Origin of the sequence: Pseudomonas mucoides (genome assembly GCF_015461845.1) — a bacterium.
GTDB lineage: Bacteria > Pseudomonadota > Gammaproteobacteria > Pseudomonadales > Pseudomonadaceae > Aquipseudomonas > Aquipseudomonas mucoides.
Genome location: NZ_JACOPW010000002.1, coordinates 254,201 through 275,820 on the forward strand (window position 1 = coordinate 254,201; position 21,620 = coordinate 275,820).

Below are 21,620 nucleotides of genomic sequence, written 5' to 3' on the forward strand. Positions count from 1 at the left end.
TCATCACTTCCAAGCGATTCTTTGATAAGGAAATCAAGGTATGTCACTAACGCCGCAATACGTTTACACCCAGGAGCAGGTCACTGCCGCCTTCAATGAGATCAAAGCGACGTTGTTTCGCGGCATCACTGCCCAGGCGACGCCCAAAGTCCTGATCGTTGCAGGTTTGCAAGGCTCGGGCAAAACTTATCTACTGGAAAAAAACCTTCTGCCTTCAAAGCGCTATGAGCATTTTGTTCGCCTTTATTTGCCCGAGTATCGAGAAAAACACCCCCAATACGCCGAGATGATCAAGCGTGGCGTCCTGCATGCGTATAAGCATACGGAAGCTTTTGTCCGGGAGGTCAGCGGTAAGATTTTCACTGAAGCCTTCACCCTCAAATACAACATCATCATGGAATGCGCGTTCGACAGCCTCGACTTCGCCACTTTTCCTCCCTTGGCAACCGCCGCCGGCTATCAGTTCGAGACACATATCGTTGGATGCATTCAAGCGTTCGCTCACGTGTCGAGCATCAAAAGAGCGCTGAGCAGCCTGGAAAAAAAGGAACTGGAAAGGTTCGTCACGCTCGCCTCGCTCGACGCCAGCATGAGTAATGCACAGGCGATCATCCTGGCTTTTGAAACCGCTTCCAAAGCGGTGAGCGGCTCACAGATCACGGTGTATGAACGCGGCCTCGGCGGGTTGAAAGAGCGGGTGTCGCGCTTCCAGAAGACTTATACCAAAGACGCGACCGAGGTAACCCCTCCAACGGCTCCGACCGCGTACAGCACCTATGCCGACATCATCAATAACCACGTCTACACCAAGAGGGAGCGTGACGAGATGCTGAAGGAATGCCACCTGGCATTACTCAAAACCCAGGCACACGCCACACTGGTGCCTGACTTCGTTTACAACGACCTGTATGCCTACATCGTCAAATACGTGTACCGATGAGCTGTACCCATTCGGCGGCAAAGCGATGACAGTCTCCCGGCCAGCGAGCGGTCAATAACTGGCCATCGCTGACGACAAAACCTCGTCGTGGCTGGTCCGCCGAATCACGTACGGCGAGAAAGGGGCCCCGCAGGAAATCTGCGGGGCTGGAAAGGGCGGCAGTGACTTGCGCCTCGACCGTCTGCGGGTAAGTTCGGTAATAACGACCAAGCCAGGGCGCGGTCATTGCCCAGGCAGGCAGCTCCATGGTGTTGGCTACCAACGCGGTAACCTTGCGCCCCCGAAGTACAGATAATCCAGTTTCGGGGTAGAGGGTGCGGGCCAGCAGCAGAACACCGTGACACACTGCGGCCACCGGTTTGTCTGCGTAAAAAAAGTGCAGGGCGATCCGCTGTGCCTGAGCAGATTCCAGCAAGCTGCGCATGCCCTTGGCATGGCCACCTGGAATCAACAACCCGTCGAACTTGCTCGGGTCCACAGCGTCATAGGACAGCGGTTTACGAAATGATGCGTCTTCGGTCATTTGCCTGTAGCTGGCAAGGTCGGGCTTGCGTGTCATCAGCAACGGGTTGAGCGGACCAAAGCCAATCTCCACCAGGCGCGAATCGGCGTAGGCAGGCAACCCCTGCGGTGTGGCAAAACGTACCTCGATCCCGGCGCTGCGCATCGCTTGCCAGGGCACGCTGCTCTCGGTCGGGTCGTAGTCGCAGGTCGGCAATAACATCAGGATCATGGAGGCGCCTTTTATCTGCCGGAAATGGCCGTTGGCGTCGAGCATAGGTGGTCTGCAGCCTGTACTCCACTGAACAAGCGAGTTGTGGCTTTCCAAACCCATGGTTTGCCGCATACTCCATAAAAACGATAGTCGCGAGTGTGATCGATGAGTGATGTGCCGTCCAAAACCAACTCCATCGAGGAGATGCGTTTTCGCCTGCTGATTGATGCTGTGGTGGACTACGCGATCTACATGATCGATCCCGATGGCATCATCACCAGCTGGAACTCCGGCGCCCGGCGTTTCAAAGGCTACGAGGAAGCGGAGATTCTCGGCCAGCACTTCTCGCGGTTCTATACCGAAGAAGATCGACGTGCCGGTTTGCCCCAGCGCGCACTGGACACGGCCATTGATGAAGGCCGTTTCGAAGGCGAGGGCTGGCGGGTGCGCAAGGACGGTACGCATTTCTGGTCGCACGTGGTGATCGACCCCATTCTCGACCCGACCGGCAAGTTGCTGGGGTTCGCCAAAATCACCCGGGATCTCACCGACCGTAAAATGGCCGAGGAAACCCTCAAGCAAAGCGAGCAACAGTTCCGGTTGCTGGTGCAAAGCGTCACTGATTACGCCATCTATATGCTCGCTCCGGATGGATGCCTGACCAACTGGAATCAGGGCGCCCAGCGCATCAAGGGCTACCGGCCCGAAGAGGTCATCGGTAAACACTTCTCGATGTTCTATACCCCTGAAGACCGAGAAGCCGGTGAACCGCAACGGGCATTGGAAACGGCCATACGAGAGGGACGATTCGAAAACAAGGCCTGGCGCGTGCGCAAGGACGGTACACGGTTTTACGCTCATGTCGTGGTGGACCCGATCTGGGGCGATACCGGCACGCTGCTGGGTTTTGCCAAGATTACCCGCGATATCACGGAGGCGACCCTGGCCCAGCAAGACCTTGAGCGAACCCGCGAGGCGTTGTTCCAGGCGCAAAAAATGCAGGCCATCGGCCAACTCAGCGGCGGGATTGCCCACGACTTCAACAACTTGTTGACGGTGATCCTTGGTAACCTTGAGATCGTGCGCAAACGCGTCGCTGATGATCCGAAGGTCATGCAGCTGATCGACAACGCCACCCAAGGCGCGTTGCGCGGTGTTTCCCTGACCCAGCGCATGCTGGCGTTCGCCAGACGTCAGGAACTCAAATCCGAATCACTTCAAATACCCGGATTGATCGAGGGAATCAGCGGTCTGTTGCGCAGCGCTCTCGGCCCGTCAGTGCAACTCGAGACCCGCTTTTCACCAGGATTGGTGCCGGTCATGGCGGACAATAATCAGCTCGAACTGGCGGTGCTCAACCTTGCCACCAATGCCCGCGATGCCATGCCTCATGGTGGCAAAATCGTCATCGGCGCCCAGACTGAAGAGGTTCACGAACATTGCGCGCTAGCCCTGGCGCCGGGCCAATATGTTTGCATGAGCATCACCGATACGGGCGATGGCATGGATGCCGTTACCCTGGCGTCGGCAATGGACCCTTTCTTCACCACCAAAGGCGTCGGCAAAGGCACCGGCCTCGGGTTGTCGATGGTTCATGGATTTCTCGAACAACTGGGCGGGCGATTTATCCTCAAGAGCCAGGTGGGCAGTGGCACTCGAGCCGAACTGTGGATACCTGCCGCCACGACGGCTTCGATCATTCCCGAGGTTGCCGATGACGAGGCAGTGTCCCCCGAGTACAGGCTGTGCGTCCTGGTCGTGGACGACGACAGCCTGGTGTTGACCAGCACCGGCCTGTTGCTCGAAGACCTCGGCCACCGGGTGATCAGTGCGACATCCGGCGCCCAAGCGTTGGAGCTGTTCGCGAGCACGCCGGGTATCGATCTGGTCATTACCGACATGGCCATGCCGCTGATGAATGGCGCACAACTGGCACACGCGATCCGGATCCTGCAGCCGGACCAGCCGATTGTCCTTGCCACGGGGTATGCCGAGCGGCTGGAAGGCTTTGCGGTCGAACTGCCGCGGTTGTCCAAACCGTTTACTCAACTCAACCTTGTTGAAATCATTGCCCAGGCCATGAAGTGACAACGGGTAACTTGTGGCGAGGGAGCTTGCTCCCTCGCCACCGATACAGCGTCGAGTTTAAGTGAATGTTCAAGCGGCGAGATTACGGTCGCTCAGTTCTTTTTTGTACTGAACCTTCAGCGTTTCCATCTGCGCGCCCAGTTCGTCCAGCGTCGCTTTGCCCAGCAGTTTTTTCGCCTGCGGGAACATCTCGGTTTCTTCCTCTTCGATGTGGTGTTCCAGCAGTTCCTTGACCACTTTGACTCGACCGGCAAACTCCGGGGTGGAAGGGTCGGTGACTTTCAGGTCCGGTAGCACCAGCGAGTCCACGGTGCGGTGCTCTTCCTTGGCTTCGTAATACATCACGTCCTGCTCCTTGCCGCCGGCCTTTTTATAAGCCGGGTACAGGACTTCTTCCTCAAGTCGCGTATGAATGCTGATTTCCATCTCAAGCTTGGCCAGCAACTCCGTGCGTTTTTTAACGGCGCGTTCAGTGGATTCGCTCAGTTGGCTCAAGATGCCTTTTACACGTTCATGGTCAGCTTTCAACAGATCGATGGCGTTCATGGTCAAGTCTCTCAAGTCGTCACGGGGATGAGCGCACACGGTCTCAGTGGCCGATAGTCGCTTGAGGGAATAGAGCAGGAGTCGTGCCGATTTTTGGCTGGAATCAACCGTGTTTTAAATCAATTAGTTAAGCCGCCTAATGGGCAACTTCACCCGTGCAGGCTGCATGAGTCCGGCATTTGCCTCATGCAGTTCGCAGTGCCGCACGAGCAACCCGGGCAACGCGTCGTTTCGGAGGCAAAAAAAACCCGGCAATCGCCGGGCTTCTTTTACGCTCAGGCTCGGTGTTCAAGTTGCTGGCGCAGAGGATGAGAATTGCTGACGGACAGCGGAATCGGCGGGAAGTCCTCGTTGAGCAGGCGCAAATGCTCAATCGCTTCCTGAAACTTCAAATCGGCTTTACGGCGTAATGCGCGATAGCGATCAAACAGTTCCACATCCAGATCGCCGCCATCAAGCATCTCGAACGCACATCGGCTCAGGTCCTGGGCCTCTTCGAACATCTGACGGTTACGTTCCAGGGCGAATGCCCGGCAGGCTTTGATTTCATCGGGGGAGGAACATTCGATCATGACCGGCACCTTTTTCTTTTCCAGGGTTCCTTTGAATAGGCGTCGTTGCCACAGTGGAACCGAACCTGTCGGAGCCCGCGCGACACAAACACAGCGGGATTGAATATGTGACTGCCGGGAGAAAAAGGGATTTCAATTTTTTGCAGGCGAAAATTCGATAAATCCGCAGATGAAATGCAGAGAAAAAATCAAATAATCTGTTTTTTCAGGCGTTCGTAACGGGCGAGGGTCGGCTGGGTGGTGATGCCGTGAATCAGGATACTCAGCGCGACCACCGATAAGGTCAGATCAGTGCACAGCGACGCAACCGACTGCCCGAGCCCGTGGTTCAACGCATAAAACAGATAATAAAGACTGCCGATGCCGCGTATGCCGAACCAGCCGATCAAGGCTCGCTGACGCCAGTCAAGCAAGCGGCCCCAAGGCATGACGGCCACACTCAGTGGTCGGATCAGGCAAAACAGCACACCACCGATGGGCAGGGCGCGCCAATCCCAGTGGGCAATCAGCACCACGCCCAGCAGCGTGACCAGAAACACCTCCATGGCCCGCTCCACGAGGCCGCCGAAGGCGAGCATGTCACTCATCATGATGCCCGCCGCCACCTGGCCGTCCTCCAGATGGTCGGTGTTGCCACGCATCGCATGTTGCGGTTCGACATTCTGATGACCCACCACGGGCTGGACCAGATGCTCGGCGGGCTCTTGCGATTCGCCCGTGGTACTGACTTCGGCCTGACGCAAGCCGAGGCCGGCGGCGAACACCGAGAGAAATCCATAGGCATGAATAGCTTCGGCCCCGACATAGGCCAGGGCAATCAATGCAAGGGCGAGGTAGTCATTCGGCGACAGCGTACTGTCATCATTCTGGATACGCAGCGTCAGCGTCACGCGCCCGATGCCGCGCCCCATCCAATAACCGGTGAGTAAACCGGCAGGGACGGCCCAGAGCAGACTGTTCAGCGCCCAGTGGCCCAGCCAGCCGGGATCGCCGTCGTGTTGCAACAACAGCAATCCTAGAATCACGAACGGAAACGCGATGCCATCGTTGAGTCCGGCCTCGCCCGACAGACCAAAGCGCACCCGGTCGTCATCCCGTGCATCGTTGACCTGTACGAGGGCAGCCAAAACCGGGTCGGTCGGCGCCAAAATCGAGCCGATCAGGACCGAGGCGCCCCACGATACGCCGAAGCCGTAGTGCAACAGCAGGCAGACGCCGCCAATGGTCAAGACCATGACCGGCCCGGCCAGCCCGACAGCGATTCGCCAGGTCTTGTCCTTGAGCGGCAGGCGCAATTTCAGCCCGCAGACGAACAACGAAAAGAGCACCGCGACTTCTGTCAGGTGCTCCATCCAGTCAGCGGCGTCATTGGTGTTGAGCTTCAGCAAGCCAAGTGCACCCGGTCCGATGGCCACGCCCAGCACCAGGCACACCGCCGAGGTGGTCACCGGCATCCAGCGCAGGTACGACGACGTCAACGCCAGTGTCAACAGCACGGCACCCAGCACCGCCACCCATAGAATGAAGCTCATGTCTTAACTCGCCGGGCAGGAGGTGCGGTACAGGAATTGAGGCGATCACCCAACCGTTGCGCGCAGGTATTCAGGCGACAGCAGGTTGAACCACACCAGAATCATTTCCACCAGAATAGTCACTAAAACCAGCAAGCCCACGCCCCACACGCTGGCGGCATACAGCAGGCCTTGTTCCTTGCGCTCGTGCATGAAGGTCGGCAAGCCGACAAACAGCAAGAACGTCGAGTAGATCGACGCGGCGCCTAGCACCAGAATCGCGAGCCAGCGACTCGGGTACAGCCCGGCGATGCCTGCCAGGAAGAACGGCGTCACGGTATACGCGGCAAACCCGATGCATTGATTGAGGGTAGGGCGCGCGTCAAACGTGCGCGACATCCAGCGGATGAAACCGCCCATCACCGCGACGCCGGCAACAATAGTCATGTACAGCAACACGCAGAGCTGCAGGGCGCTGGCACTGCTGAGCTTGACCGTTTCGTTCTCGGCCAGGCTCCAGCCGACATAGGTGGTCCCGATAAACAGGCACACGGCGGGGATCAAGGCGAGCAGCAGCAAATGAGCGAGATAGTGGCGCGGCTGCGCTTCTTCTTCGCGACGGATATCAGTCCACGCGAAGTTCGGTTGGGTGAAGAGTTTCACGATAGGTGCGGACATGACGACCTCCTCAGCGGCCCGTGATGGGGGCTTAACACTATTGAGGGGGGATATTCGCCGGGGGTTCATTTTTTCCGCTGAAACCCACGCCCTGTAGCAGCCTTCGGCAACTGCTACAGGGGCCGGTTTCGGCAGCTGCTACAGGTCGGGTTCACAGGATCGGCTTGCCGCCCGTGATGCCGTAGCGTTGGCCGGTGATGTAACTGGCCTCATCCGATGCGAGCAACACATAAATCGGCGCCACTTCCACCGGTTGCCCTGGCCGCCCGAGCGGGGTCTCTGAACCAAAATGCTGCACTTCGTCATCGGGCATGGTCGAGACAATCAATGGCGTCCAGATCGGCCCCGGCGCCACGCTGTTCACCCGGATGTTTTTCGGCCCGAGCATCTGCGCCAATCCACCGGTGAAATTGGCAATCGCGCCCTTGGTGGTGGCGTAGGCGAGGAGAGTGGGTTTGGGCAGGTCCGAGTTCACCGAACTGGTGTTGATGATCGAACTGCCGGCCTTCATGTGTTTCAGTGCCGCCTTGCAGATCCTGAACATGGCGGTGATGTTCACGTCGAAGGTCATCACCCATTCTTCGTCCGTGATGTCCTCGATGCTGTCGTGGCTCATCTGGAACGCGGCGTTATTGACCAGAATATCGATGCGCCCGAACCGCTCGACCGTCTTGTCGACCAAGGCCTGGCACTGGGCTTTGTGCGCGATGTCGCCGGGCAGCAGCAGAGTTTGACGACCGGCCTGTTCGACCCAGTTCGCAGTTTCCTGCGCGTCTTCGTGTTCATTCAGGTAAGCAATGGCGACGTCTGCGCCTTCACGTGCGAAGGCAATGGCCACCGCACGGCCGATGCCGCTGTCGGCTCCCGTAATCAAGGCGATCTTGCCCTGCAACCGGCCCGAGCCTTTATAGGACTGCTCGCCACAGTCAGGCACCGGGTGCATGTTGCGCTGCGAACCGGGGACGGCTTGCGGTTGTTTGGGGAAGGGGGGTTTTGGATAGTCAGTCATCTTCAATCTCCGGATTCAAGGCAATCGGGTCAAAGGGTTGACCCTGGGGTTTTGTCTTGAGTTCGGTTGGATTTGAGGTGCCGACAATTCCAAATTCCCCACACATCCCCCTGTAGGAGTGAGCCTGCTTGCGATAGCGGTACACCCGTCAGCATTTATGTCGACTGACTCTCAGCTATCGCGAGCAGGCTCACTCTTACAAGGGAAATGTGGTGTGGGTCAGGTCCTGCGATTACGCAAGCTGCGCTCCATCCGCGCGATACCTTCTTCGAGCAACGCCCGTGGGCAACCGAAGTTCAGACGCACGAACTGCCCGGCGTCATCGCCGAAGTCCAGGCCCGGGCTCAAACCGACTTTGGCTTGCTCGAGGAAGAACTGCTGCGGGTTGTCCAGGCCCAGCGCCGAGCAATCGAGCCACGCCAGGTAGGTGCTTTGCGGCACGTTCATGGTGACGCCCGGCAGGCGGGTGCGAACGGCGTCGACCAGGTAATCGCGGTTGCTTTGCAGGTACGCGCTCAGTTCCGCCAGCCACGGCCCGGCTTCGCTGTAGGCGACGCGGGTGGCTTCCAGGCCCAGCGGGTTGACGCTGTCGACCATGCCGCAACGGGCGTGGTTGACCTTCTCGCGCAGGGCGCGGTCCTGAATGATCATGAACGAGGTTTTCAGGCCGGCGATGTTGTAGGCCTTGCTTGCTGACATCAGCGTGATCGTGCGCCGGGCAATGTCCGCGCTCAGGGTCGCCATCGGCACATGCTTGCGTCCGTCGAAACACAGCTCGGCGTGGATCTCGTCCGAGATGATCCAGGCACCCTGTTCCAGGCAGATGTCGGCAATCGCTTGCAGCTCTTCGCGCGGGAAGGCTTTGCCCAGCGGGTTGTGCGGGTTGCTCAGCAGCAAGGCGCCGCCACCTTGCAGCGATTGTTTGAGGGTGGAGAGCGGTGTGGTGTAGGTGCCGTCCGCCTGCGCATCGAAATTCAGCTCGACCTTGTTCAGGCCCCAATGCCCCGGCGCGTGACGCAGCGGCGGATAGTTAGGCACTTGCACCACAACGTTCTGGGGCGGCTGGACCAGCGCTTTCAGGGCCATGTTGAAACCCGACTCGACCCCCGGCAGGAAGATCAGCTCTTGCGGTTCGACGCGCCAGGCGTATTTGTTCCAGAGGTCGGCGACGATGGCGTCGCGCAGGTCATCCGGGGCCACGCTGTAGCCGACCATCGGGTGTTCCAGGCGTTTTTGCAGGGCCCGGATGATCATCGGCGGCGCGGCAAAATCCATGTCGGCCACCCACATCGGCAGCACGTCGGCCGGGTAGCGGCTCCATTTGGTGCTACCGGTGTTATGGCGGTCGAACACCTGATCAAAATCGAAAGTCATGCGCGGTCTCGTAACTACGGGCTGGTAATGGTCGCCATGATAATCGCCAATCCCTGTGGGAGCGAGCTTGCTCGCGATGAGGCCGCTACAGTCGGCATTGAGGGGGGCTGATACACCGCTATCGCGAGCAAGCTCGGCTCCTACAGGTTTTGTGGTTTGGCTGATGTCCCGGCGTGCCCGACGGTCGGTTTTCACACCGGGCGCGTCGGCGTTGTCTAGAGTTTCTAGTGTCGGCAGCCCGGCTGCCGTCACCGTGATTGATTGAAAAGTCCGGCAACGTCCCGGATTTCCACCTGATCAGGAGTGCACGATGGACCTCAGCCGTCGTCAGTTCTTCAAGGTCGCTGGTATCGGCCTTGCAGGCTCGAGCCTGGGCGCGTTGGGCATGGCCCCGACGCTGGCCTTTGCCGAGCAGGTGCGTCACTTCAAGCTTGCCGCCACCCATGAAACCCGCAACACCTGCCCGTATTGCTCGGTCGGTTGCGGCTTGATCATGTACAGCCAGGGCGATACGGCCAAGAATGTCGCGCAAAGCATCATCCACATCGAAGGTGACGCCGACCACCCGGTCAACCGCGGCACCCTGTGCCCCAAAGGCGCGGGCCTGCTGGATTTCATTCACAGCCCCGGTCGCCTGCAATACCCGCAGGTGCGCAAGCCCGGCAGCAGCGAGTGGACGCGCATCTCCTGGGATGAAGCGCTGGACCGCGTCGCCGACCTGATGAAGGCCGACCGCGACGCCAACTTCATCGAGAAGAATGCCCAAGGCCAAACGGTGAACCGCTGGCTGACCACCGGTTTCCTCGCCGCCTCAGCGGCATCGAACGAAGCGGGCTACCTCACCCACAAGGTCATTCGCAGTCTCGGCATGCTGGGGTTTGATAACCAGGCGCGTGTCTGACACGGCCCGACGGTGGCAAGTCTTGCCCCGACGTACGGCCGTGGTGCCATGACCAATACCTGGACCGATATCGCCAACGCGAATCTGGTTCTGGTGATGGGCGGCAACGCAGCAGAAGCGCACCCGTGCGGTTTCAAATGGGTGACGGAAGCCAAGGCGCACAACAAGGCGCGGCTGATCGTGGTCGACCCGCGATTCACCCGCACGGCCTCGGTGGCCGACTATTACGCGCCGATTCGCACCGGCACCGACATCGCCTTCATGGGCGGGCTGATCAATTACCTGCTGACCGAGGACAAGATCCAGCACGAATACGTGCGCAACTACACCGACGTGTCGTTCATCGTCAAAGCCGGTTATGGCTTCGAGGACGGGATCTTCAGCGGTTACGACGTGGCCAAGCGCAGCTACACCGATAAATCCGGCTGGGGCTATGAACTCGGTGAGGACGGCTTTGCCAGGATCGACCCGACCCTGCAAGACCCACGCTGCGTCTATCAACTGATGAAGCAGCATTACAGTCGCTACAACATCGACCTGGCGAGCCAGATTTGCGGGATGCCGGTCGATGCCATGCAAAAAATCTGGGATGAGATCGCCACGTGCTCGGTGCCGGGCAAGACCATGACCATCCTGTATGCATTGGGCTGGACCCAGCACTCGATCGGCTCGCAGATCATCCGCAGCGCGGCAATGGTGCAATTGCTGCTGGGCAATGTCGGCATGCCCGGCGGTGGCGTGAACGCCTTGCGCGGACACTCCAACATTCAGGGCCTGACTGACCTTGGCTTGCTGTCCAACTCGCTGCCGGGTTACCTCACCTTGCCGACCGACGCCGAGCAGGAATACGCCGCCTACATCACCAAACGCACGCAAAAACCGTTGCGTCCGGGGCAACTGTCCTACTGGCAGAACTACAGCAAGTTCCACGTCAGCCTGATGAAAGCCTGGTATGGCGGTAACGCCTCGGCCGAGAACAATTGGGCGTACGACTACCTGCCGAAACTGGACATTCCCAACTACGACATCCTTAAAGTGTTCGACTTGATGGGCCAGGGCAAGGTCAATGGCTACATGTGCCAGGGCTTCAACCCCATCGCGGCGTTGCCTGACAAAAACCGGGTGATGGCGGCGCTGGCCAAGTTGAAATGGCTGGTGGTGATGGACCCGCTGTCCACCGAAACCTCGGAGTTCTGGCGCAATGTCGGGCCGTACAACGATGTCAAGAGCGCCGACATCCAGACCGAAGTGATTCGCCTGCCCACCACCTGTTTTGCCGAGGAGGACGGCTCGCTGGTCAACAGCAGTCGTTGGCTGCAATGGCACTGGAAAGGTGCCGACGGGCCGGGTGAAGCACAAACCGACATCCGGATCATGGCCGAACTGTTCCTGCGCCTGCGTCAGCGTTATGAATCGAAGGGCGGCGCCTATCCCGATCCGATCCTGAAACTGTCGTGGCAGTACAAGGTCCCCGATGAACCTTCACCGGAAGAACTGGCCAAGGAAATCAACGGCTACGCCACCACTGACTTCACCGATGCCACGGGCGCGGCGATCAAGGGCAATGCGCAACTGGCCGCGTTCAGCCAGCTCAAGGACGACGGCAGCACCGCGTCCGGTTGCTGGATTTTCTGTGGCAGCTGGACCGAAACCGGCAACCAGATGGCCCGGCGCGACAACAGCGATCCGTATGGCATGCACCAGCACCAAGGCTGGGCGTGGGCCTGGCCAGCGAACCGGCGAATTCTCTACAACCGCGCCTCGGCCGATCCACAAGGCAAGCCCTGGGACCCGAAAAAACGCCTGGTGTGGTGGAACGGCAAGGTCTGGGGCGGCACCGACGTGCCCGACTACAAAGCCGACGTGCCACCGGAAGCAGGGATGAATCCGTTCATCATGAACCCCGAAGGCGTGGCGCGGTTCTTCGCCGTCGACAAGATGAACGAAGGCCCGTTCCCCGAACACTACGAGCCGTTCGAAACGCCGATCGGCATCAACCCGCTGCACCCGACCAACAAAAAAGCCACCAGCAACCCGGCGGCGCGGATCTTCGATTCGGTGTGGGATTCCCTCGGCGTGGCCAAGGATTACCCGTACGCGGCCACCAGTTACCGCTTGACCGAGCATTTCCACTTCTGGAGCAAGCACTGCAAGCTCAACGCGATTGCCCAACCGGAGCAGTTTGTCGAAATCGGCGAAGTGCTGGCCAAGGAAAAAGGCATCGTCGCCGGCGACCGTGTGCGGGTCAGCAGCAAGCGCGGGCACATCGAAGCGGTAGCGGTGGTGACCAAGCGGATTCGTCCGTTGCAGGTCAACGGCCAAGTGGTGCACCAGATCGGTATCCCGCTGCACTGGGGGTTTACCGGGCTCACGCGTCACGGTTACCTGACCAACACCCTGGTGCCGTTCCTCGGCGATGGCAACACACAGACCCCGGAATCCAAGTCATTCCTGGTCAACGTGGAGAAAGTCTAGATGGCCAGCCAAGACATCATTGCCCGTTCGGCCACCACGACTGTCCCGCCTTCGGTGCGCAATCAGGAGGAAGTGGCCAAGCTGATCGACACCACCAAGTGCATTGGCTGCAAGGCGTGTCAGGTGGCTTGTTCTGAATGGAACGAGCTGCGCGACGACGTCGGCCACAACCTCGGCACCTACGACAATCCGCAGGATTTGAGCGCAGAAACCTGGACCCTGATGCGCTTCACCGAGCATGAAACCGACGCCGGCAACCTTGAATGGCTGATCCGCAAGGACGGCTGCATGCATTGCGCCGAACCCGGTTGCCTGGCGGCGTGCCCCAGCCCCGGCGCGATCATCAAACACGCCAACGGCATAGTCGATTTCGACCAGGACCACTGCATCGGCTGCGGCTATTGCATCACCGGTTGCCCGTTCAACATTCCACGGATCTCGCAAAAGGATCACAAGGCGTACAAATGCACCTTGTGTTCGGACCGGGTTGAAGTCGGACTGGAACCGGCCTGCGTGAAAACCTGCCCGACCGGCGCCATCGTCTTCGGTACCAAGGAAGACATGAAGGAACATGCGGCCGAACGGATCGTTGATCTTAAAAGCCGTGGTTTTGAAAACGCAGGCCTCTACGACCCGGCCGGTGTCGGCGGTACTCACGTGATGTACGTGCTGCACCACGCCGACACGCCGCAGCTGTACGCCGGGCTGGCGAAAGACCCGGCGATCAGTCCGTTGGTGGGGCTGTGGAAAGGCGTGAGCAAACCCTTGGGCTTGCTCGCGATGGGCCTGGCGGTGCTGGCCGGGTTCTTCCATTACGTGCGCACCGGGCCGCAGGTGGTGGAGGAGGATGAGTTGCCGCCGCTCAAGGACAATGCGGTGCACGAAGTCGATCCATCGGTGCATACCTTTGATCCGCGCGGGGAGGACAGACCATGATCCGCAAACAGATCCTGCGCTACACCGCTGGCCAGCGCACCAATCACTGGCTGGTGGCGATCCTGTTTTTCATGGCCGCATTGTCCGGGCTGGCGCTGTTTCATCCGGCGCTGTTCTGGCTCAGCAACCTGTTTGGTGGTGGTCCGTGGACGCGGATCCTGCATCCCTTCATGGGCGTGGTGATGTTCGTGCTGTTCCTCGGGTTGGTGTTTCGCTTCTGGCGGGCCAACTTCTTCATCCGCAATGACGGCTTGTGGCTCAAGCGGATCGACAGGGTGATTCAAAACGAGGAGGAGGGCGTGCCGCCCATTGGCAAGTACAACCCCGGACAGAAGCTCCTGTTTTGGACCTTGTTGGCCTGCATGCTTGCGCTGTTGTTGACCGGACTGGTCATCTGGCGCGCGTATTTCAGCGATTATTTCGGCATCACTGCGATTCGCTGGGCCATGCTGCTGCACGCGTTGGCGGGGTTTGTGCTGGTGTTGAGCATCATCATCCACATCTACGCCGGTATCTGGATCAAGGGCTCGGTCAGCGCCATGGTGCATGGCTGGGTCAGCCGCGCCTGGGCAAAAAAACACCATGAACTCTGGTACCGCGAAGTGACGCGCGACGAACACCCCGATCCGCCGATCAGCAAAAAAGGATAAGCCCTTGGCGACGATTCTTGAACCTGGAGAGATTGAAGCGGCGGCGAGTTCACCGCCGTTTCTGTACCTGCCGCCGCACAACCTGTTCACCTTGCGTGCCTTGAGGCTGGAACGATTGGCCGAAGGGCATCCGCTGGCCGATTACCTGCGTCTGGTGGCCGGTTTGTGTCATGTGCAGCAGCGCCTGATCGACGCTCCGCCGGTCACCACCTTGCCTGATCCTGAACGTATCAAGGTCTGCCAGGCGCACGGCCTGCCACCGTTGGCCGCCGACACATTGGTGCGCGAGGGCCATTGGTTGCCGTACCTTGACGCCTTGTTGCAGCACTGCCCGCCAGCGCCGCAACCGGCGGTAGCAAAAGCCCTGGCGACGTTGCGCAGTACCGACGCCGGGCAACGCAAGGCCTGGGCGGTGGCGTTGGTCAGCGGCCAGTTCACGCTGTTGCCCGCGGCGCTGGTGCCGTTTCTTGGCGCCGCGTTGCAAGCGGCCTGGAGTCATTGGCTGCTGAGCACGCCGGACCTCGCGCTGAAACCCGGCGACAGCCTCAATCAATGCCCGGCCTGCGGTTCACCGGCGATGGCCGGGGTGATTCGCCATCGCGGCAAACACAACGGTTTGCGTTATCTGGTGTGCTCCTTGTGCGCCTGCGAATGGCACGTGGTGCGGGTCAAGTGCGTGTATTGCGAGCAGAGCAAAGGCCTGGAATACGTCAGCCTCGATGACGACCGCCACGCTGCCAATCAAGCGCCATTGCGCGCCGAAACCTGCCCCGGCTGTCGCAGTTACCTGAAACAGCTCTACCTGGAAAACGACGCAGAAGCGGAAGCGCTGTCGGCAGACTTGAGCAGCCTGATGCTCGACATGCGCCTGGAACAGGAAGGCTACCTGCGTCCGGCGCCGAACTTGCTGCTGGCCCCCGGAGGCGACTGAACACTCAACGGCTACACTCAGGCGCGACGGTCTATCGTTTCCAGGAGCGCCTGATGCCTTCACCTTCCGCCAGTCAAACCTTGCGGCTGCCTTCCATCGACAGTCTGTTGCGCCATCCTGCCTGCCAACCCCTGGCCGAGCGTTATGGGCGTGACGCGCTGCTGGGGAGCCTGCGGCAATTGCTCGATGACTTGCGCGAACCGGTGCTGACCGGGCAACTCGATGCCGTGGAAATAAGCCCGCAGGTCTTGGCGGGGCGGGCCGGTGAGCGTCTGGCCCGGCATCACCAAAGTCATGTGCGCCGGGTGTTCAACCTGACCGGCACGGTGCTGCACACCAATCTAGGCAGAGCGCTGCTCCCGGATGTCGCCATCGAAGCCGTGCAAATGGCCGCACGTTATCCGCTCAATCTTGAATTTGATTTGAGCAGCGGCAAACGTGGCGACCGTGATGACCTGATCGAAGGCCTGATCCGCGAACTCACCGGCGCCGAAGCGGTGACCGTGGTCAACAACAACGCGGCGGCGGTGCTGCTGACGCTCAACAGTCTGGGTGCGCGCAAGGAAGGGATCATTTCCCGGGGCGAGCTGATTGAAATCGGCGGTGCGTTCCGCATTCCCGACATCATGGCGCGGGCCGGGGTTCGCCTGCATGAAGTCGGCACCACTAACCGCACCCATGCCCGTGATTACGAGGCGGCCATCGGCCCGCGCAGCGGTCTGGTGATGCGCGTGCACGCGAGCAACTACAGTATCGAAGGATTCACCGCACGGGTGCCGACCGCCGAACTTGCGCAGTTGGCACACCGGCATGGATTACCACTGCTGGAAGACCTCGGCAGCGGCAGCCTGCTGGACCTGACCCGCTGGGGCCTGCCCGCCGAACCGACGGTGCGCCAGGCGCTGCTCGATGGCGCGGACATCGTCACTTTCAGCGGCGACAAATTGTTGGGTGGCCCGCAGGCGGGGTTGATTGTCGGGCGCAAGGACTTGATTGCGAAGATCAAGAAGAACCCACTCAAGCGTGCGCTGCGGGTCGACAAACTGACCCTGGCCGCGCTCGAAGCGGTGCTGGGGTTGTACCGCGACCCGGATCGCCTGGCCGAACGCCTGCCGAGCCTGCGCCTGCTGACTCGCCCGCACGCCGACATCCTCGCGCAAGCCGAACGGCTGCAACCGTCGCTGGCCCACGTTTTGGGTGAAGGCTGGAGCGTCAGTGCGCTGCCGGCGCTGGGCATGATCGGCAGCGGGAGCCAACCGGTGGCGCGCTTGCCGAGTGCCGCGTTATGCCTGCGGCCTAACGTGTCCAAACGTCTGCGCGGCCGGCAGTTGCTGGGGCTGGAAGCCGCGTTCCGTCGGTTGGCCATTCCGGTACTGGGTCGCATCGACGACGACGCGCTGTGGCTGGATCTGCGCCAACTGGACGATGAAGTTGCATGGCTGGAGCAACTCGATCAGTTAGCCGTCGAGGGACGGGCAGGGTGATCGTCGGCACCGCAGGGCACATCGATCACGGTAAGACTGCGCTGTTGCAGGCGTTGACCGGGCAGGCCGGTGACCGGCGCCGGGAAGAACGTGAACGCGGCATGACGATTGATCTTGGCTACCTGTATGCCGCGCTGGAACCGGGCGCGGAATTGACCGGGTTCATCGACGTGCCCGGTCACGAACGTTTCACCCACAATATGCTGGCCGGGGCGCAGGGCATTGATCTGGTGGTGCTGGTGGTCGCGGCGGATGACGGCGTCATGCCGCAGACCCGCGAACACCTGGCGATTGTTGAACTGCTGGGCATTCCCCGGGCGCTGGTGGCGATCACCAAGTGCGACCGGGTCGAGCCAGCCAGGGTGCAAGTCGTCCATGAGCAGATGACCACGCTATTGGCGCCCGGCCCCTATGCCGATGCGCCGCAAATCGCGCTGTCGAGTGTGAGCGGGGAAGGTGTCGAGACGCTGCGTCAGGCATTGCTCGACGCACAGCGTGACGTGCATCAACGCAGTACCGACGGCGGTTTTCGTCTGGCAATTGATCGCGCCTTCAGCGTCGCCGGCGCCGGCATTGTGGTGACGGGTACGGCGTTGTCGGGGCAAGTGACGGTGGGCGACACACTGGTGTTGAGTCCATTGGGCAAACCTGTTCGAGTGCGCGGTTTGCATGCGCAGAATCAGGCGGCGAACACCGCGGTTGCCGGCCAACGCGTGGCATTGAACCTGAGTGCAGAGCGCCTGGCGCTGGAGCACATCCACCGTGGTCAATGGTTGCTGGCGGAGTGGCTCTCTGCGCCGACTCAACGACTGGACATCAAGCTGCGTTTGTTGGCCAGCGAAGCCAAAGCCTTCGAACATTTTCAACCGGTGCATGTTCACCTTGGCACTCAAGACGTGACGGGGCGGGTGGCGTTGCTGGAAGGTGCGAACCTCGCGCCGGGTGGGCGAATGTTTGCGCAAATCCTGCTGAATGCCCCGGTGCACGCGGTGACAGGCGATCCGTTGATCCTGCGGGATCAGAGCGCCCAGCGTACCCTCGGCGGTGGTCGGGTGCTTGATCCGTTTGCCCCGACCCGACACCGTCGCAGCCCCGAACGACTGGCGCAACTTCAGGCGCTCGCCCCCCGCCATTCGCTGGAGGAACTCCTGCCGGCCTTGTTGGCCAACAGCGACAGCGGCCTCGATCCACGGCAACTGGAGCGCCAGTTCAACCGTCCGCGCGGGACTTGGGTGTTACCCGATGACGTGCGCTTGATCGAGACCCGCCAAGGTCCGCTGCTGTTCAGTTCGGCCCGCTGGGAAGCCCTGAAGGCCCCTTTGCTGGAACACCTCGCACGCTTTCATGAACTTGAGCCGGATCAAATGGGCCCGGACCGTGATCGCTTGCGTCGCTTCACCGCCACCACGCTGGAACGCCCGACCTTCCTCCGTCTGCTCGACGATTTACTCGCCAGCGGCGCTATCGCCACCAGCGGACCCTGGCTGCATTTACCCGGTCATCAAGTGCGCCTGAGTGAAGAAGACGAGGCCCTGTGGCAGCGCTTGCAACCGTTGTTTGAACAGGCCGCTTTCGATCCGCCATGGGTGCGTCAACTGGGGCATGACGAGGCGAGCGTGCGCCTGCTGTTGCGCAAAATGGCGCGGCTGGGGTTGCTGCATCAAGTGGTGCGGGACCTGTTCTACACCGACGCGATGATCCGTCGATTGGCGGCTATGCTGTTGCAACTGGCCGAGCACGACCCGGTGATTCAGGTCGCGGCGTTTCGCGATGTGGTCGGCCTGGGCCGCAAGCGCAGCATTCAGATTCTGGAGTACTTTGACCGCATCGGCCTGACTCGACGCCTGGGCGACAAACGCCAGATCCGTCTCGACAGTGCCTTGGCGCAAAAAGACCACCACTGAGTTCAAGGAAGGCAATCGCGCCCGGTGGCGCGGCCGGGCTTCAAACCCGGTTGGGGACGGCATCCGTTCCCGGGCAGGTTCGACTCCGGCTGCCTTCCGCCATTTTTTTGCTGAGCGGGCTTGCGAGGCGCCGAACAGGCTCGTGGCTTATTGCATCACATATCGCCCGGGTGCCGACTCCAGCGCCGGGTATTGCGCATTCCCGGTGTGCAGCACCGACGGCTGGCGCTCACCGGCATGTTCGTCGAGCCAGGCGAACCAGTCATTCCACCAGCTGCCGGAATGCTGCTGCGCGTTCATGAACCAGGTTTCGGGGTTTTTGGAGAGTCGGTTATTGGTCCAGTAGTGACGTTTTTCCTTCGCCGGTGGATTGATCACCCCGGCGATATGCCCCGAGGCGCCGAGCACAAAGCGCTTGGTCCCGCAGAGCAGCTCGGTGCTGGCATAGGCACTTCTCCACGGCACGATGTGATCGTCATGGGTGGCGAGGATATAGGCGGGCGCATCAATGGCGCGCAGGTCCAGCTTGACCCCGCAACAGTCCAGCTCGCCTGACTTCAAGTCGTTCTGCAAATAGGTGTGGCGCAGGTACCAGCAATACATCGGCCCAGGCAGGTTGGTGCTGTCGTTGTTCCAGAACAGCAGGTCCAGAGCCATCGGCTTCTGGCCCTTGAGGTATTTGTCGACGTTGTAGTTCCACCACAAATCGTTGGGACGCAATAGCGAGAAGGTATTGCCCATGTCCTCGCCCTTGAACAGGCCGAGGGGGCCATTCACGCCGCCGATGGTGCGCTCGCGGTAGGCCACCAGTTGTTCGTCGACGAAGATGTCGATGGGGCCGGTGTCGAGGTAATCGAGGAATGTGGTCAACAGGCTTATGCTGCCGACCTCTTTGTCCCCGCGCGCCGCCAGTACTGCCAGCGCCGTACTCAACAGTGTGCCGCCGATGCAGAAACCCACGCAGTTGGGACGTTGCTCGCCGCTGATTTCGCGGGTGACCTGCAAGCCTTTGATGATGCCGGTTTCGATCAGATCATCCCAGGTGGTGCCTGCGTGTTCCTGGTCGAAGTTGCGCCACGACATCAGAAACACCGGATGCCCTTGTTTCAACAGATGGGCAACCATCGAGTTGTCCGGTCGCAGGTCGAGTATGTAGAACTTGTTGATGGCGGGCGGTACGACAAAAACCGGGCGCCGGTACTGGGTTTCGCTTTGCGGGTAGTACTGAATCAGCTGGAACAGTGCGTTCTCGAACACTACGTCGCCGGGGGTATTGGCCACATCGACGCCTACCTTGAACGCGCCGCTGTCGCAGTGGCGCATCTTGCCTTCTTGCAAGTCGCTGGCCAGGTGCAGCATGCCGGTGAGGAGGCTGCTGCCTTGGGTGTCGACGACCCGTTGCAGCGCATCGGGATTACTCGCCAGAAAGTTGCTGGGGGCGCCGGCAGCGATGGCTTGTTCCACCAGGTAGAGCAAGCGCTGGCGCGGCTTCTTGTCCTTGATCGGCAGCTTGTCGAGCAGTTTCAGCAGAAAACCGGCGTTGAGCAGGTAAAACGCGGCGAGTGAGCCGAACAGGGGATCACTCCAGTTTCCGCTGGCGAAACGGCGGTCTTCAAAGGCGAAGGGCTGACCGGTCAACATACGGTGGCCGAGGTCACTCCATTGCAGCTGATAGTCCGACTGAAGGCTGTCCAGGACATCGCGCGGCAGCTCGAACCACTCGTTGTACTCCTGGCCGTCAAACCACGGATTAGTGCTGACCCACACACGTAATTGTTGCACTGCAAAGGATGCAATGAACGGAACCTGGCCTGACCAGTAGGTGTTGAAGGTGTGTGCGTTGTTGTCCATGGAACTCCTTGCCCATATACGTAAAACGGGCAGAAAAAAAACAGCGGCGCCGGACTTCGGCACCGCGTCAGCAAGCACGCAGGCAGTTTTGAGTCTTTAGCATCGAGCGAGAGCTGGGGGCCATGCCCACAGGTCTACTGCATGTTCATGCCGCCGTTGACCGAGAAGTCGGCACCCGTGCTGTAACCCGACTCGCCGGACGCCAGCCAGGCCACGATCGAGGCGATTTCTTCGGGTTGACCGAGGCGCCCGACCGGTGTGGACGCAATCATGGTGTCGAGAATGTCCGGGCGGATGGCCGCGGTCATGCTGGTCTGGATATAGCCTGGCGAAACGGTGTTGACGGTCACGCCCTTGCCGGACACTTCCCGGGCCAGTGCCATGGTGAAACCATGGATGCCGGCTTTGGCCGCGCAGTAATTGGTCTGGCCGAACTGGCCACGCTGACCGTTGATCGAGGAGATGTTGATGACCCGTCCCCATCCCTTGGCCAACATCCCTTCGATCACCTGCTTGGTGGTGTTGAACAAGCCGCTGAGATTAGTGCCGATCACGGCGTTCCAGTCTTCGGGGGTGAGTTTGCGAAAGGAGGCATCGCGAGTGATTCCGGCGTTGTTGACCAGCACATCGACCGGTCCGAATTGCTCCCGCGCGCCCTCAAAGGCCTTTCGCGTTGATTCCCAATCGGTGATGTCGCCATAGATGCATTCGAACGGATAACCCGCTACCAACTGAGCGGCGATCCAATCGTTCTTGCGGGCTGAATCAGCGCTGCAACCCACAATGACCTTGAATCCCTCGGTGTACAGGCGTCGGCTGATTGCCGTACCAATCCCACCCATACCACCGGTGACCAACGCAATACGACCAAGCGACTTCATAGATTGCTTCCCTTTTATTTTTTGCGCTGCAAGATGGGAAGATTGTTCGGTATTGGCGGGGTGTGCGGAAGTGTTGGGAGGTGACTGTCTGGTGTCCATAGGTGCCATGCAGGTGTTTTCGGATCACTGGCAGTCAATGACCTTTACCGGTACCGGGATCAATTCATGGCATTG

The 21,620-nt window shown here is 60.2% G+C and carries 17 protein-coding genes and 1 tRNA gene; 9 read left to right on the forward strand and 9 right to left on the reverse strand.

Annotated features, from left to right (window positions below):
- Positions 1–40 precede the first annotated feature (40 nt).
- A complete protein-coding gene (locus H8F22_RS09760) occupies positions 41–940 on the forward strand; it encodes a zeta toxin family protein (protein ID WP_027923204.1) in 900 nt (299 codons plus the stop codon).
- On the opposite strand, the gene H8F22_RS09765 is transcribed toward H8F22_RS09760, so the two are convergent.
- The gene (locus tag H8F22_RS09765) at positions 921–1,673 is read right to left on the reverse strand and encodes a DJ-1/PfpI family protein (RefSeq protein WP_194940383.1); all 753 of its coding nucleotides are present in this window, start codon (positions 1,671–1,673) and stop codon (positions 921–923) included. The two genes, H8F22_RS09760 and H8F22_RS09765, sit on opposite strands and share 20 nt — an antisense overlap.
- Positions 1,674–1,820: 147 nt before the next feature.
- Here H8F22_RS09765 and H8F22_RS09770 point away from each other — a divergent pair, with 147 nt between their 5' ends.
- Entirely contained in the window at positions 1,821–3,743 is a 1,923-nt protein-coding gene (locus tag H8F22_RS09770; RefSeq protein ID WP_194940028.1) for a hybrid sensor histidine kinase/response regulator, read from the forward strand.
- A 69-nt stretch (positions 3,744–3,812) separates the two neighbouring features.
- Here the strand turns inward: H8F22_RS09770 and H8F22_RS09775 are convergent, their stop codons facing one another.
- The 6 genes from H8F22_RS09775 to H8F22_RS09800 all read right to left on the reverse strand — a co-directional run bounded on the left by H8F22_RS09775 (position 3,813) and on the right by H8F22_RS09800 (position 9,433).
- Complete coding sequence (locus H8F22_RS09775) at positions 3,813–4,289, reverse strand: hemerythrin domain-containing protein (RefSeq protein WP_194940029.1); 477 nt, start codon at positions 4,287–4,289, stop codon at positions 3,813–3,815.
- 275 nt (positions 4,290–4,564) lie between these two features.
- A complete protein-coding gene (locus tag H8F22_RS09780) occupies positions 4,565–4,861 on the reverse strand; it encodes a hypothetical protein (RefSeq protein WP_059182974.1) in 297 nt (98 codons plus the stop codon).
- Positions 4,862–5,049: 188 nt separating this feature from the next.
- Positions 5,050–6,393, reverse strand: a complete 1,344-nt coding sequence (locus tag H8F22_RS09785) for a cation:proton antiporter (RefSeq protein WP_059182973.1) — start codon at positions 6,391–6,393, stop codon at positions 5,050–5,052.
- Positions 6,394–6,438: 45 nt separating this feature from the next.
- Positions 6,439–7,050 carry a Yip1 family protein gene (locus H8F22_RS09790; RefSeq protein WP_194940030.1) on the reverse strand — a complete coding sequence of 204 codons (612 nt, stop codon included), beginning with the start codon at positions 7,048–7,050 and terminating at the stop codon, positions 6,439–6,441.
- Between the two features lie 151 nt (positions 7,051–7,201).
- The gene (locus H8F22_RS09795) at positions 7,202–8,059 is read right to left on the reverse strand and encodes an SDR family oxidoreductase (protein ID WP_194940031.1); all 858 of its coding nucleotides are present in this window, start codon (positions 8,057–8,059) and stop codon (positions 7,202–7,204) included.
- A 219-nt stretch (positions 8,060–8,278) separates the two neighbouring features.
- Positions 8,279–9,433 carry a MalY/PatB family protein gene (locus tag H8F22_RS09800; protein ID WP_059182971.1) on the reverse strand — a complete coding sequence of 385 codons (1,155 nt, stop codon included), beginning with the start codon at positions 9,431–9,433 and terminating at the stop codon, positions 8,279–8,281.
- Between the two features lie 310 nt (positions 9,434–9,743).
- Here H8F22_RS09800 and fdnG point away from each other — a divergent pair, with 310 nt between their 5' ends.
- From fdnG to H8F22_RS09835, 7 genes are all read left to right on the forward strand, one after another.
- Complete coding sequence (gene fdnG / locus H8F22_RS09805; protein WP_194940032.1) at positions 9,744–12,809, forward strand: formate dehydrogenase-N subunit alpha; 3,066 nt, start codon at positions 9,744–9,746, stop codon at positions 12,807–12,809.
- A complete protein-coding gene (gene fdxH, locus H8F22_RS09810; protein WP_059182968.1) occupies positions 12,810–13,745 on the forward strand; it encodes a formate dehydrogenase subunit beta in 936 nt (311 codons plus the stop codon).
- A complete protein-coding gene (locus H8F22_RS09815) occupies positions 13,742–14,395 on the forward strand; it encodes a formate dehydrogenase subunit gamma (RefSeq protein WP_027923192.1) in 654 nt (217 codons plus the stop codon). The genes fdxH and H8F22_RS09815 overlap by 4 nt, the downstream gene beginning before the upstream one ends.
- A gap of 4 nt (positions 14,396–14,399) precedes the next feature.
- The gene (gene fdhE / locus H8F22_RS09820) at positions 14,400–15,326 is read left to right on the forward strand and encodes a formate dehydrogenase accessory protein FdhE (protein ID WP_027923191.1); all 927 of its coding nucleotides are present in this window, start codon (positions 14,400–14,402) and stop codon (positions 15,324–15,326) included.
- Positions 15,327–15,379: 53 nt separating this feature from the next.
- Entirely contained in the window at positions 15,380–16,810 is a 1,431-nt protein-coding gene (gene selA, locus H8F22_RS09825; protein WP_194940033.1) for an L-seryl-tRNA(Sec) selenium transferase, read from the forward strand.
- The gene (gene selB / locus H8F22_RS09830) at positions 16,807–18,714 is read left to right on the forward strand and encodes a selenocysteine-specific translation elongation factor (protein WP_194940034.1); all 1,908 of its coding nucleotides are present in this window, start codon (positions 16,807–16,809) and stop codon (positions 18,712–18,714) included. Before selA ends, selB begins: the two co-directional genes overlap by 4 nt.
- 6 nt (positions 18,715–18,720) lie before the next feature.
- A tRNA-Sec gene (locus tag H8F22_RS09835) sits at positions 18,721–18,816 on the forward strand.
- A 45-nt stretch (positions 18,817–18,861) separates the two neighbouring features.
- Here H8F22_RS09835 and phaC read toward each other — a convergent pair.
- Together phaC and phbB are read right to left on the reverse strand one after the other, a co-directional pair.
- Entirely contained in the window at positions 18,862–20,565 is a 1,704-nt protein-coding gene (phaC, locus tag H8F22_RS09840; RefSeq protein ID WP_194940035.1) for a class I poly(R)-hydroxyalkanoic acid synthase, read from the reverse strand.
- Between the two features lie 134 nt (positions 20,566–20,699).
- Positions 20,700–21,446, reverse strand: a complete 747-nt coding sequence (phbB, locus tag H8F22_RS09845; RefSeq protein WP_194940036.1) for an acetoacetyl-CoA reductase — start codon at positions 21,444–21,446, stop codon at positions 20,700–20,702.
- Between the last annotated feature and the right edge of the window lie 174 nt (positions 21,447–21,620).